The 13,670-nt window shown below is 66.6% G+C and carries 13 protein-coding genes; 6 read left to right on the plus strand and 7 right to left on the minus strand.

The genetic code is table 11. The annotated features are described in order from the left end of the window. The first annotated feature begins 21 nt into the window (after positions 1-21). A complete protein-coding gene (gene trmB / locus QZ755_RS10445) occupies positions 22-702 on the plus strand; it encodes a tRNA (guanosine(46)-N7)-methyltransferase TrmB (protein WP_294322556.1) in 681 nt (226 codons plus the stop codon). A gap of 6 nt (positions 703-708) precedes the next feature. On the opposite strand, the gene QZ755_RS10450 is transcribed toward trmB, so the two are convergent. From QZ755_RS10450 to QZ755_RS10460, 3 genes are read right to left on the minus strand one after another with little or no spacing between them, the layout of a single operon-like run. Beyond that, positions 709-864, minus strand: coding sequence for a hypothetical protein (locus QZ755_RS10450; protein ID WP_294322558.1), 156 nt, complete (start codon positions 862-864; stop codon positions 709-711). Between the two features lie 55 nt (positions 865-919). Next, complete coding sequence (gene pncB, locus QZ755_RS10455) at positions 920-2,224, minus strand: nicotinate phosphoribosyltransferase (RefSeq protein WP_294322559.1); 1,305 nt, start codon at positions 2,222-2,224, stop codon at positions 920-922. A 3-nt stretch (positions 2,225-2,227) separates the two neighbouring features. Next, positions 2,228-2,917, minus strand: a complete 690-nt coding sequence (locus QZ755_RS10460; RefSeq protein ID WP_294322561.1) for an NUDIX domain-containing protein — start codon at positions 2,915-2,917, stop codon at positions 2,228-2,230. Between the two features lie 56 nt (positions 2,918-2,973). On the opposite strand from QZ755_RS10460, the gene QZ755_RS10465 reads away from it, so the two are divergent. Continuing rightward, a complete protein-coding gene (locus QZ755_RS10465; protein ID WP_294322562.1) occupies positions 2,974-3,558 on the plus strand; it encodes an isochorismatase family protein in 585 nt (194 codons plus the stop codon). 106 nt (positions 3,559-3,664) lie between these two features. Beyond that, a complete protein-coding gene (locus QZ755_RS10470; RefSeq protein WP_294322564.1) occupies positions 3,665-4,294 on the plus strand; it encodes a response regulator transcription factor in 630 nt (209 codons plus the stop codon). Positions 4,295-4,300: 6 nt separating this feature from the next. On the opposite strand, the gene QZ755_RS10475 is transcribed toward QZ755_RS10470, so the two are convergent. Then, entirely contained in the window at positions 4,301-7,510 is a 3,210-nt protein-coding gene (locus tag QZ755_RS10475) for an ATP-binding protein (RefSeq protein ID WP_294322566.1), read from the minus strand. Between the two features lie 71 nt (positions 7,511-7,581). Beyond that, positions 7,582-8,697, minus strand: coding sequence for a GNAT family N-acetyltransferase (locus QZ755_RS10480; RefSeq protein ID WP_294322567.1), 1,116 nt, complete (start codon positions 8,695-8,697; stop codon positions 7,582-7,584). A gap of 116 nt (positions 8,698-8,813) precedes the next feature. Between QZ755_RS10480 and QZ755_RS10485 the strand changes: the two genes are divergently transcribed. Both QZ755_RS10485 and QZ755_RS10490 read left to right on the plus strand, forming a co-directional pair. Beyond that, positions 8,814-9,275 (plus strand): DUF2721 domain-containing protein, encoded by a 462-nt coding sequence (locus tag QZ755_RS10485; protein WP_055760134.1) that lies wholly within the window; start codon positions 8,814-8,816, stop codon positions 9,273-9,275. Beyond that, a complete protein-coding gene (locus tag QZ755_RS10490) occupies positions 9,272-9,676 on the plus strand; it encodes a DUF4345 domain-containing protein (protein WP_294322571.1) in 405 nt (134 codons plus the stop codon). Before QZ755_RS10485 ends, QZ755_RS10490 begins: the two co-directional genes overlap by 4 nt. Before the next feature lie 3 nt (positions 9,677-9,679). Here QZ755_RS10490 and QZ755_RS10495 read toward each other — a convergent pair whose 3' ends face one another. Continuing rightward, complete coding sequence (locus tag QZ755_RS10495) at positions 9,680-10,294, minus strand: hypothetical protein (RefSeq protein WP_294322573.1); 615 nt, start codon at positions 10,292-10,294, stop codon at positions 9,680-9,682. After that, a complete protein-coding gene (locus QZ755_RS10500) occupies positions 10,291-11,376 on the minus strand; it encodes an N-acetylmuramidase domain-containing protein (RefSeq protein ID WP_294322575.1) in 1,086 nt (361 codons plus the stop codon). The genes QZ755_RS10495 and QZ755_RS10500 overlap by 4 nt, the downstream gene beginning before the upstream one ends. A 388-nt stretch (positions 11,377-11,764) precedes the next feature. On the opposite strand from QZ755_RS10500, the gene QZ755_RS10505 reads away from it, so the two are divergent. Beyond that, on the plus strand, positions 11,765-13,663 hold the full coding sequence (locus QZ755_RS10505; protein ID WP_294322576.1) for a ribonucleoside-diphosphate reductase subunit alpha: 1,899 nt from the start codon (positions 11,765-11,767) through the stop codon (positions 13,661-13,663). Positions 13,664-13,670: the final 7 nt, after the last annotated feature.

The following is a 13,670-nucleotide window of genomic DNA, read 5'->3' on the forward strand; positions in this document are numbered from 1 at the left end:
TCGGCGGGTAGGAGCGCGGCGATGAACGATCCCACTACCATCCGCCGCCTTTATGGCCGTCGTCAGGGTCACAAGCTGCGCCTGGGCCAGGCCGCCCTGGTCGAGGAACTGCTGCCCAAGGTTTCGGTCCCCGAGGGCGGCGCGCTCACCTCGGAGCTGCTGTTCGGCGACGACCGCCCGGTCGAGGTGGAAATCGGCTTTGGCGCGGGCGAACACCTGGCGGGACAGGCCGGCGCCCGGCCGCACCACGGCTTTGTCGGCTGCGAACCGTTCCTGAACGGCGTCGTCGGTGCGCTGAACCACATTCGCGACGACGCGCTTGCCAATATCCGGCTGCACATGGGTGACGCGCTGGAGGTGATCGAACGCTTTCCCGACGGCGCGCTGGAGCGGGTGTATCTGCTCCACCCTGATCCATGGCCCAAGGCGCGCCATGCCAAGCGGCGGATGATGAACCACGGCCCGATGGACCTGATCGCACAGAAGCTGCGGCCGGGCGGCGAGTTTCGCCTCGGCACCGACGACCCGACCTATTGCCGCTGGGCGATGATGATCATGGACCAGCGCCGCGACTTCGTGTGGCAGGCCCAGACCGCCGCGGACTTCCTGACCCGCCCCGCCGACTGGCCCGAAACCCGGTACGAGCGCAAGGCCCGGCGGCAGGGGCACGAGGTCTGGTATTTCCGCTACGTGCGGGTTTGACGCGCCTCAGGTCAGCGACGACTTGCGCGGCGGATTATCCTCTCGGTCGTCGTGCGACTGTTCGCGGTCCAGCGTGTCGCTCGGCCGGCGGGCGTCGCCGCTGCGCTGGTGATCGACCGACAGGTTGGCGTCTCCATCAGTCGGGATCTTGGGATCGGGCATCGTCACTCTCCTCGCCCATTCCAATGCTTGCGTGCGGGGTGGTGTTCCTCCGCCTTTAGACCGCGACCGGGCTGGCGACCCGGCCGCCCTCGCCAAAGATGCGCAGGTACCGCGCGACATCGGCGGGGTCGCCGGTCGCCTTGGCCGGATTGTCGGACAGCTTGACCGCCGGGCGGCCATCGGCGCTGATGACCTTGCACACGAGCGAGATCGGCTCCAGCCCCTCCCCACCCAGCGGATCGCAGCCGCGAAAATCGTTGGTCAGGTTGGTGCCCCAGCCAAAGCTCATCCGCACCCGCCCATGGAAATGGCGATAGGTCGCAAGGATGCTGTCGACATCCATCCCGTCGGAAAAGATCAGCAGCTTGGACCGGGGGTCGACGCCCTGTTCCTGCCACCATCGCAATATCTGCTCGCCCCCCTCGATCGGCGGCATACTGTCGGGGCGGAAACCGGTCCAGTCGGCCAGCCAGTGCGGGGCATTGCGCAGGAAGGCGGTGGTACCGAACGCGTCGGGCAAGGCGATCAGCAGGTTGCCGCCATAATGCCGCCGCCACTCTTCCAATACGCGGTACGGCGCGGCGGCGATCCCGGCATCGTCATCGGCCAGCGCGGCCTCCACCATCGGCAGTTCGTGGGCGTTGGTCCCGATCGCCTCCACGCCCGCCTGCATCGCGAGCAGCACGTTTGAGGTGCCGACGAACCGCTCGCCCAATCCTTCCTGCAACGCCTCGACGCACCAGCGCTGCCAGAGGAAGCCATGTCGCCGCCGCGTACCGAAGTCGGACAGCACCAGATCGGGCAGATCGCGCAACCGCTCCACCTTGTCCCACAGCCGCGCCTTCGCCCGCGCATAGGTCACGTCCAGTGCGAAGCGGCCATGGTCGCGCAACGCCGCCCGCGCGCGCAGTTCGTTCAGGATGGTGAGCGCCGGAATTTCCCATAGCGACGTCTCTGCCCAGGGGCCTTCGAAGTGCAGCTCATATTGCCCGTCACGGACCGACAATTCATATTCCGGCAGGCGGAAATGGCTGAGCCAGTCGATGAACCCCGGCGCGAACATCCGCTCGACCCCGTAGAAGCTGTTGCCCGCCAGCCAGATCAGTTCCTGCTTCGAAAAGGCGACGGTGCGCGCATGGTCCAGCTGCGCGCGCAATTCGCCTTCATCGATGACTTCGGCCAGCCGGACCGACTTGCTGCGATTGATGACGGCGAAGGTCGCGCGGACGTCCGGATGGACCTCGCGGATCATCTGCACCATCAGCAGCTTGTAGAAATCGGTATCGAGCAGGCTGCGCACGACCGGGTCCAGCCGCCAGCCATGGTTCCACACCCTCGTCGCAATGTCGGTCATCACCATCGATCAGCCTTTCGGGCGCTGGATATAGAGTTCGGCCGGACGGAACGCGCGTCCCGCCTCGTAATCGCCGGTGCCGTGCAGGATGCCGCGTTCCAGCATCCGTCGGCGAAAGGCGGGCTTGTTAAGTGTGCGGCCCAGCACCGCTTCATGCACCGCCTGCAACTCGCGCAGGGTGAAACGGTCGGGCAACAGGGCGAAGGCGGCATCGTCGATCGTCGCGCGGAGCCGCTGCAGCGTCAGCCGCACGATATGGTCATGATCGAACGCCAGCCGCAGCGGCTGTCCGTCCTGCGCCACGCCGCCCGCCGGATCGATGGTCGCCAGGCACTGCCTCGCGCGCAGCGTGAGCGCCGCCGTCCGTGCCGGGTCGAGCAGTACGCGATAGGCGATGGCGATGATCCGCATCCGGGGATCGCGATCGACTGCGCCAAAGCAATGGACCTGTTCGGGCACCACGCCCACCAACCCGGCCTTGTCGCGCAACACCCGCTCCGCCGCCGCCTCCAACGGTTCGTCGATCCCGACAAACCCGCCGGGCAATGCCCAGTGGCCCGCGAACGGCGGCTGGTCCCGTCGGGCAAGCAGCACCGCCAACTTCCCCTCGCACAGCGCGAACGCAACGCAGTCGACCGCAACCGATGGCCGGTCATAACCGTCCGGATCATAGCGTCGCAGGAAAGCCGCTTCTTCCATGCCCTTTACATATATCCATATCAAACATATGCAAGTGATCGCGAAGGAGACGAGCCATGCGAAACCTGATCGTTGTCGTGGATACCCAGGCGGATTTCATGCTGCCGGACGGTGCGCTGCCGGTGGCTGGCGCCGATGCCGTCGTCGCACCGCTGGCGGAATGGCTGGCCGGTCGCACGGCGGCCGATACGGCGGCGATCGTGTTCACCTTCGATACCCACTTTGCCGAAACCTATGCGGACAGCGCCGAAGCCCGGCTGTTCCCGATCCACTGTATCAAGGGGACGCCGGGATGGCGGAATCTGCTCGATCCGGTGTCGGTGCCGTCGACCATTGCCTGTCGGACGATGGAAAAGGGCGTGTTCGACATGTGGGCCGAAGAGGGACTGTACCTCGACGATCCGCGCGCGACGTTGCCGCCGGTGCCGCGCGACGCGTTCTTCGCCGATCTGCGTCGTCAGGGGATCAACCGGGCGATCGTGGTCGGGGTTGCGGCAGACTATTGCGTGCGCTGGGCAATCGACGGACTGATCGACCGGGGATTTTCCGTCGTCGTCCCGACCCATCTCACGCGCGGAATAGATCGCCCGATCGAACAGGTACTTCGGGAGGATTTTGCCGGACGCCCCGTTTCGAATTGATGCATTTGGCGTAATGCCATTCCGGCAAGTTGTTGATAGTGCCTCTTGTGTCCGGGTATGATAAGGGCCATGCCTAGTCCATCAGGCCGCCAACAAGGTATTGTTAATGCCGCACATTCTCGTCGCTGACGATCATCCGATGTGTGCGACCGCATTGGGCATGGCGGCACGGGCGGTCGATCCGACGCTGACCAAGGATTGCGTCACGACCCTGGCAGAAGCCGAAATACTGGTCCGACAGACCGACTATGACCTGATCCTGCTCGACCTGATGCTGCCCGACGTACAGGGTTTTGCCGGCCTGGCGATGCTGCGCGCGATCCGCCCCGGCGCAACCATCGCGATCGTATCGGGACGCGAGGAACCCGCCGTCGTCGCGCAGTCCCACGCGCTGGGTGCCAAGGGCTTCATCCCCAAATCCTCAACGATCGACCAGATGATCGCGGCGATCCGGACGCTGCTGGACGGGCAGGACTGGTTGCCGGACGGCATCGCCGATGCAGGTCAGGAAGACCGCCGCGTCGACCTGGCCGAGCGGATGGGCACACTGTCGATCGCGCAGCTGCGCGTGCTGCGCGCGATCGTGAACGGGCATCAGAACAAACAGATCGCCTATGACCTGCAACTCGCCGAACCGACGGTGAAGTCGCACCTGTCGGCGATCTTCCGCAAACTCGGCGTCAGCAACCGGACCCAGGCGGTGCTGGCGCTACAGGCGTTCGACGCGGAGAACTGATCCCGATCAGGCCGCGCTGCGCATGGCGGAGCTGGCCGCGTCGATCACCTCCTGCGCGCAACGGTCCAGCCGGTCGACCACCTGCGGATCGATCGTGGCGTCGTCGGCAATCCCCTCTATCTCCGCCAGGGCCGCGATCAACCTTGCCGCCCCCATGCTGGCCGCCGCGCCGTGAAAGGCATGGGCCTCCCGCCGCGCCAGGTTGTTGCGGCCATGCGCCAGGAGCGTCCGCAACCGCCCCGGCACGCGCCGCGCATCCTCGATCAGCAACGCGAGCAGCGTGTCGCGCTGTTCGGCGCCCAGCGCATCGGTCAGCGCGCGGATGCGCAGCGGGTCGATCACCCCGGCAACCGGCGGGATTTCGGCCGGCCGCTGCGGCGCAAGCGCGCTGTGGTTGAGCAGGGCGCTCAGCTGCGCCATGTCGACCGGCTTGGTCAGTACACCGTTCATCCCCGCCTGGGTGATGTCGGCGCGGCGATCGTCGGACAGGTCGGCGGTGATGGCATGGATCGGAACCGTCGCCCCCGCCCCGCTCCACGCCCGGATGGCGCGCGTCGCGGCAATACCGTCCATCACCGGCATCTGCACGTCCATCAGCACGAGGTCGACGGGATTGCCGGCCGGCGCGGTGACATATTCGACCGCCCGCGCGCCATTCTCGGCCGTCACCACCGCGTGCCCCAGCCGCCGGACGATCTCCGCCAGCAGGTAGCGGTTGACGTCGTTGTCCTCGACCACCAGCACGGTCATCGGCGGTCGGCCGCTCGCCTCCGGCGGGATGCCGGATATGGCGGGGGCCGCCTCGCCGTCCCCTGTAGCCATGGTGGCGACCGGCAGCGGGATATCGAACCAGAAGCGCGATCCGGCACCGGGCCGGCTGGCGACCTGGATCGTGCCCCGCATCGATTCGACCAGCATCCGGCTGATGCTGAGGCCAAGGCCGGTGCCGCCATAACTGCGCGTGGTCGACGCATCGGCCTGGACGAAGGGTTCGAAGATCGCGTGCAGCCGGTCGCTGCGGATGCCGACGCCGGTGTCGGTCACCTCGAACCGCCACAGGTCGTCCCCTTCGCGCGAGGCGCGGATGCGGACCGATCCGGTACGGGTGAACTTCACCGCATTCCCGACCAGATTGGTCAGCACGCGCTGCAACCGCGCCGGATCGCCGATCACATGGCCGGCCGGTGCGTCCAGCTCGATCGACAAGGCATGGTTGCGTGCCTCCGCCGCGAACAGCCCGGCCACGGTCTGCAGCAACGTCCGCGGTTCGAAGGCGATCGCCTCCGGATTGCCATGCCCTCCCTCCAGCTTCGAAAAGGTCAGCACGTCGTCGACGATATCCGACAGCGTGCGTCCGGCGGTTTCGAGCGAATCGAGATGTCGCATCCGTTCCGCCCGGTCCGGCGTATCGCGCAGCAACTGTACCGCCGCGAGGATGGAGGTCAGCGGGGTGCGAATCTCATGGCTGATCGTCGCGGTAAAAGTCGCCTTTGCCGCCAGCGCGCGCTCCGCCTCTTCGCGTGCGGCGCGCAGGTCGGTCATCGCCGCGACATGTTCGGTGACGTCCTGAAACACGCCGAACAGGCCGACGATCCCCGCCCCCGGCGCGCTTTCCGCCTGGCCGCGCGACCGGACCCAGCGGACCTGACCGTCGGGCCGCACCAGACGGGCATCGAATTCGAACGATCCGCCATTGGCGATCGCCGTGCCGATCCAGTCGCGAACCCTGGCGCGGTCGTCGGGATGATAATGGCAGATCGCCGCGGCGATGCCCGGCTCGCGATCCCCCTCCACGCCGTGGATCCGAAAGACTTCGGGCGACCAGAATAAACGCCAGTCGGCCAGGTTCAGCCGCCAATGGCCGATACCGGCCGCGCTTTCGGCCATCGCCAGCAGCCGCTGCTTCTCCTCCAGTTCATCGAACGAGGTCATTACCTCGCGCTCGGCCGCGCGCCGGTCCGCTATGTCGCGGATCGAACCGATCACTTCGGCGCTGGCCGGGTCGTCGCCGACCAGCCGGAACGCGCCTTCCAGCCAAAGATAATGGCCGTCGCGGTGCCGCATCCGATAGCGGACGACCGCGCTCCCGCCGGTCGGGGTCAGCGTCGCCAGGCACCGCCGTACCCGATCGCGGTCGTCGGGATGGATCAGCTGGAACGGGCTTTCCCCCAGCAGCTGTTCGGGCGGATAGCCCAGCAGCTGCTGCGATCCCGAAGACGCATAGCGCCGCAGGCCGTCCGGCCCCAGCCGGATGATGAGGTCGGTCGAATGATCCGCCAGCAGCCGCAGATGCCGTTCGTTATCCCGGATTTCCTTCAGTGCCAGCCATTGTTCATAGACCAGCGCGGCAACGGGAAAGGCGGTCAGGGCAAAGGCGCCGATGAACAATTGGAGGTAGAGGATCCGGTCCGGTCCGGACACCATGAGATCGGAAATCGGCCCCACTTCGCGCAAGGTGCAGACGGTCGCGACGATGCTGACCGTAACCGTCGAGGCCGCCGCCCCGGCGAACCGATAGAGCAAGGCGGAAAAGACGCCGCACGGCAGCAGCAGGAACAACACGGGATAGCTGCTCATGGTGAACAGCACCCCGGCCAGGACGGCGGTCAGCGCGATCACCACGATCACCGGCGGCGACAGGACGCCGAACTCTTCCGACAGCGCGCGCCGCGTCGCCTTGAGCGCGGGCAGCAGGACGATCAGGCCCATCGCATTGGCGGCGAACCACTGGACCGCGGCCAGGGCGGTGACCGAACCGAACGTCAGCAACCGGAACTGGATGAACAATACGGTAATCAACGCCGCCCCGGCCAGCGCGATCAGCACGATCGTCGCATAGCCGCGCAGGAGGCGCGGATCGGGACGGGACAGCCGGATCAGCGTGGCGATGACGGTGATGCCGATCAGGTCGATCAGGCCATAGCCGGCCACCGACGCCATATCCGGATAATGCCCCCGGTTCGCCGTCACGAGCGCAACGCCCGTGACGGCCAGCAGCAGCGGCCATTGCGACCGGGGCCGGCGGATCAGCATGGCGATGGCGATCGGGTTGGACAGCCACATCAGCTCAAGGCCGCCGAAGCGCCTGTCCACCCACAGCATGGTGGCGGCAAGGGCATAGATCACCAAGCCATAGGCGATCGTCAGTCCGGCCGGCCGCAGCATCGCCAGCCGTCGATCGGACATGATGGTCGATGCCTGCCGCCGCGACGCCATGGCATCGGATGTCCCTGATTCGCCGGTCATATGCAATGCTACCTAGGATGCAGGCGACAGGCGATGCGCCATCAGGCGGCGGGCGGTTCGCCGTCGGGCGCGATGGCATGACCGCTGCCCGCCCAGCGCCCCGCAACCAACCGCCCGACCAGCGCCGGCAGGCCGGGCGGCAGGAACAGCCAGTCGCGGATCGCCGGGCCGCGATTGGCACCGATGATCCGCTTGTACCCGCTGTCGCCCGCCCCCCAGTCGACCCGCGTCATGCCGTCTTCCAGCGCGCGGACGAGGTTCCGGTAATATAGCAGCCGTCCGGGCGAATGTTTGGCGAAACGGGCGTCATAGCTGTTCGCGATCGCATACTTCAGCGTGCCGGCATTCAGGTCGAACGAAAACGCCGCCGGCTGCCCGTCCATCCGCAACACGGCCGCCCACAGCATGTCGGCGATGATCGGGTCCTGGGCCGCCTTGCGCCAGAAACTGCCATGGCCTCCGGCCGTGAACTTCGCATCGCTGCCATCGGTCCGGTCCGCGATCCAGCTTGCGTCCTCGACAGTCGCCAGCGCATCGAACGCATCGGACGTCCAGTCGCGCCCGGAGAGAAAGGACCAGTCCGGCGTGCCATGTGCCGCCAGATGCTTTTCGTTGAACCGGTTCTTGCGCAGCGTCGAGTTGCGCGGCCACACGCCCTCCGCCTGCGACGCCGCCATGTCGAGCAGATAGCTGTCGGCGATGAAGCGCGGCAGGACACGCCAGCCCGTCGTCGCGGCGACGGCCTGCAATCCCTCAAGCAGCGGGTCACCGTCGTAGATCGGACCGAGCCGGAAGCCGCGCGCTTCCCGCCGGATGCCGCCCAGCAACGCGGCGAAGTCGGCAGCCTGCGCCCCCTGCGCCACCGGGCCGCTGCGAAACGGCCAATAGCATCCCGGCACCTGCCGCAGCCCCAGCAGCGACGGTCCCAGCCCGATCAGCGGCAGCGCGACGACCGGGCGGCCGTCGCGTTCGACGACCATCGTACGGGCGGTGCCGCCATAGCTGTCGATCGCCGCCGCAAACCATTGCCGGCGCAGGAAACGATGCGTCGGTGCTGCCACTTCGGCAACCGCATCGACGGCTTCCGCGATACCGTCGACGATACGAACGGAGGGTGCGTGAGCGGTGGATGCGACGGAGGCTGGCGAAGACAACATGATCGCGCCTTGCCACGAACCTGTTACGATCCGGTAGCCGTGACAGTGCGCAATTTGGACGATCGTAGCGCCGCCGCCGCCTTGCCCCCGTCCGGTGGGCGAGGCATATCCACCGGGTGGAATTCGAACCTGTCCTGTCGACCGTCGCCAAGACGATCCAGACCGCCATCGCGCCGGTCTTCCTGCTGGCCGGTATCGGGGCGATCCTGAACGTCATGGTCGGCCGCCTTGCCCGGATCGTCGACCGGGCACGCGACCTGGAAAAGCTGCATCCCAGTTCGACCGGTCCCGAACATGCCCGGCATGTGTTCGAACTGCGCCTGCTCGACCGGCGTATCCGCATCATCAACAATGCGGTGTTCCTGGTCGTGTTGTCGGCGGTCGCCAACTGCAGCGTCGTCGCGATGCTGTTCATCGCCGAACTGCTCGATTTGGGGTTGGGAAAGGCAGTGGCGATCAGCTTCGTCCTGTCGATGCTGCTGCTGATCGGCGGGCTGGTGTGGTTCCTGTTCGAGGTACGCCTGTCGGTCCATGCGATCCGGGTGCGGGCCGAATTGCTGGAGCGCGAGCGGGCATGACCCCGCGCCGCGAACGCACGGCGTTGCAGGCGGCGGTCGCATTGGTCTGTATCGTGCCGTTCGGCGCGTCGCTGGCCGGCATCCTGTACGGTGCGGCGTGGCTGCAACTGGCGCCTTCGACCGACATGGACAGCCATTTCCGCTATCTGTCCGGGCTGTTCCTGGGGATGGCCCTGGGTTTCGCCAGTTGCATCCCCGGTATCGACCGCAAGAGCGGACGCTTCCGCCTGCTGGGCATGATGGTCGTCATCGGCGGCTTCGCGCGACTGTCGTCGCTGGCGACGATCGGCACCCCCTCGACCGGGCAGCTGACCGGGCTGTGCATCGAACTGATCGTCGTGCCGCTGCTGCTGGCGTGGCAGACGCGGGTCGCCGGGCGCTGTCGGATGGCGCCGGCCTGACCCTTATCGGGCGACCGGTTCCAGCGCCGCGACCGGGACCCAGCCTTCGGAACGCACCTGTCGGTCGGAGGGGTAGATGACGCGGACATTCGCGCCCGAGCGCGCGGCGATGCCCACCACGTCGCCGCGCACGACATAGGCCTTGCCCGTCGCCCCGCCCGGCTGTGCGCTGAGCGGCACCTTCGCCGCCTTCACCCGTGCCAGGTCGCTCCACCCGCCCGCACCGGTGCGCGACAGTTCCAGCCCTTTGGGGTTATCGAGGAACGGCCCCGCCACCTGCGCACAGCCCGACAAGTTGCCGCTGCCCGGCAGGGTCAGCCGCACACCGTCGCCGGTCGGGTCGATGCGACCGGACGGCGGACGCGTCGCGCCATAGGGGGTGGCAAGCGCGCGGATCGTCGCGCCCTTCGCATCGCTGCGCCCGGTCACGACAAAGTCGCAGCGGCGGTTACCCTCGTCCTCCATCAGGAACCGTCCGACGATGCGACCATCGGGCGCCACCGCCAGCGACAGCCCTTCATACAGGCCCGACCGCAGGCCCGGTGCGGCGGGTGGCCGCGCCTCGGCACAACCGGCGATCAGCAACAGCGCAACGGCAGCGACAGATAGAGTCTTCAAACCTTGCCTCCCAATGCCTTGTATTCGCGGGCGAACTGCTTGTCGTAGGTGCCATAGTCGTCGCCATTATAGGCGCGCGCCATGCCGACGAAATCCTTGCGGCGCAGTGCCGACACCATGCCCGGCGTCTTGATGCAATAGCCGACGAACGCGTCCAGCTGCCCGCGCTCGCCCGCCTTCATCGCCTCGACGAAGGCGAAGACGTCCTTGTACCCGCACTTCCAGTAATTGGCGCCCAGCACCTGGCACATGCCCCATGACGTCGATTGCAGCGCGGCATCGGCGTCGAGCGCCATTGCCTCGCGCAGCGTCCGCCATGCGGTCGCATGGTCCTTGTTGTTCTTCTGCCACTGCCACCCGGCCTTCTTCTTATAGGGGTAGGACAGCAGCGGATGCGTCTCGTCATATTTCTTCTTGGTCAGCTTGCGGAACCAGTGCCCCTCGAACGCGATCTTGGGCAGGCCGTCAGCGCCGAAGCCCGATCGTCCGCCCGACTCGACCGTCGCCAGCGCCCGGACCAGCAGCGGGTCGATGTCGCGCCCCAGCCGCGCCGCCGCGTCGATATAGTCGCGATCGGTCAGCTTGCGGGCCGCCCCGCCACTGCCCCCCGCAGGCGCGGGGTTGGCCGGTGCCGCGCCCTTGCCGGCGGTGCGACCGGCGGGCGACGGCGCACTGACCCGGCGTTCGCGGCTACGATCGGCGAACAGCGAACTCCATGCCCCCGCCATCGCGCGTTGCAGGTCGGCCAGCTGCCCCTGCGCCCAGTCCGTCCAGGAACGATCCGCATCGGCTGGCGGCGTGACGCGACGCGCGCGCATCCGTTCCCCCGCGCGCGCCAGCATCATCTGCAGCGTGCGCCCTTCGGGATCGACCCGCCCGTCGGGATGGGGATAGCGCAGGATCTCGCGCTGAAACCGGTTGATCCGGTTGACCAGCGCCGGATCGGACCGACCGTTTTCCGGCAGGGCGGCACGGTCGTCGATGACGTTGAACAAATGCTGGACCGTGCGCACATCGCCAGGGCGATTCGCCGCGCGGCGTCCTGTTCCCACCGGTGCGGTCAGCAAGCCGCGAGCAGCCATATCGTTTCTCCGTTTTACGGCGAACATGGATTGCCGGCATGATCGCCCCGACCGGCCCCGTGGTGCAACCCCCACCGGACCGAAAAAATAGTGTACCTGCCGATTTAGCCCCTTGCTTTTCGGGAAGGCGGCAGAGGTCCGCGCGTCGCAAGCTGGCTGCGCCGAACTGCCGATCCGTTCCCCGCCCATCGCAAAATTTAGCTGCTTGCGCGGTGGGAGATTTCCTACAATTAGTAGTGCCGATGGCGGCGCGACCGCTACACATGGTATAACCCCGACCGGAACCGGTGACGCCCCCGTCGCGTCGCCGGGGTTCGTTCGGACCGGTGACAAACCGATTTTCATATGCAGGGGCATCCCATCCCCGCCGAACACAGGAACCGGGACGATGACCTTTCAGGACAGTCAGGACGCCCAGATGAACGAACTGCAATTCGCCGATCCGGCCCCCGCCGCCCCGACCCCCGAACGGACCAGCCGCACGGTCGATGCGCTGCTGCACGCGGTCGAGGTAGATCATTCGCGCGACGCGCTGCTGACCGATTTCGGCAAGGATACGCTGAAGGACCGCTACCTTCTTCCCGGCGAATCGTACCAGGACCTGTTCGTGCGCGTGGCGTCGGCCTATGCCGATGACGCCGAACACGCCCAGCGGCTGTACGACTATATCTCAAAGCTGTGGTTCATGCCGGCCACGCCGGTCCTGTCGAACGGCGGCACCGGACGCGGGCTGCCGATCAGCTGCTATCTCAACTCGGTTCCCGACAGCCTCGAAGGGATCGTCGAGACGTGGAACGAGAATGTGTGGCTGGCGTCGCGCGGCGGCGGCATCGGCACCTATTGGGGCAGCGTGCGCGGCATCGGCGAGCCGGTCGGCCTGAACGGCAAGACCAGCGGCATCATCCCGTTCGTCCGCGTCATGGATTCGCTGACGCTGGCGATTTCGCAGGGGTCGCTGCGGCGCGGATCGGCCGCCTGCTATCTCGACATCAGCCATCCGGAGATCGAGGAGTTCCTCGAAATCCGCAAGCCCAGCGGCGACTTCAACCGCAAGGCGCTGAACCTGCACCACGGCGTGCTGATCCCCGACGCGTTCATGGAAGCGGTGCGCGACGGCGCCGAATGGGAGCTGAAGAGTCCGAAGGACGGATCGGTCCGCACCACCGTCGACGCGCGCTCCCTGTTCCAGAAGCTGGTCGAGACTCGCCTCGCGACCGGTGAGCCGTACATCGTGTTCAGCGATCACGTGAACAACACGATGCCCAAGCATCACCGCGACCTGGGCCTCAAGGTATCGACGTCGAACCTGTGCAGCGAGATCACACTGCCGACCGGCACCGACCACCTCGGCAACGACCGCACCGCCGTGTGCTGCCTGTCGTCGCTGAACCTCGAAACCTGGGACGAATGGAACGGCGACAAGCGCTTCATCGAGGACGTGATGCGCTTCCTCGACAATGTGCTGACCGACTATATCGAGCGTGCGCCGGACGAGATGGCCCGCGCCCGCTATTCGGCCAGCCGCGAGCGGTCGGTCGGCCTGGGCGTGATGGGCTTCCACTCGTTCCTGCAGGCGCGCGGCCTGCCGTTCGAAGGGGCGATGGCGAAGGCGTGGAACCTGAAGATCTTCCGCCACGTCAACGCGCAGGTGAACGAGGCGTCGATGCACCTCGCCAACGAGCGTGGCCCCTGCCCCGACGCCGCCGATATGGGCGTGATGGAGCGGTTCAGCTGCAAGATGGCGATCGCGCCGACCGCGTCGATCAGCATCATCTGCGGCGGCACCAGCGCGTGCATCGAACCGATCCCGGCGAACATCTATACCCACAAGACGCTGAGCGGTTCGTGGTCGGTCAAGAACCCGTATCTCGAAAAGCTGCTGATCGCGAAGTCTAAGAACAGCGATGCGGTGTGGAATTCGATCCTCGAGCGTGGCGGGTCGGTCCAGCATCTCGATTTCCTCAGCCAAGAGGAAAAGGACACCTACAAGACCAGCTTCGAGATCGACCAGCGCTGGCTGCTCGAACTGGCGGGCGACCGCGCGCCGTTCATCGACCAGGCACAGTCGCTGAACCTGTTCATTCCGGCCGATGTCGAGAAGTGGGACCTGCTGATGCTCCACTATCGCGCGTGGGAGCTGGGCATCAAATCGCTTTATTACCTGCGGTCGAAGTCTGTGCAGCGCGCCGGGTTCGCCGGTGGCGTCGAGGCGGACAATACGTCCGAGTTGGCCAAGTTCGATCTGGGCGAGAGCACGGATTATGATGAATGTCTGGCCTGTCAGTAAGCGGGTC

The organism is uncultured Sphingomonas sp., from assembly GCF_913776855.1.
Classification (GTDB): Bacteria; Pseudomonadota; Alphaproteobacteria; order Sphingomonadales; family Sphingomonadaceae; genus Sphingomonas.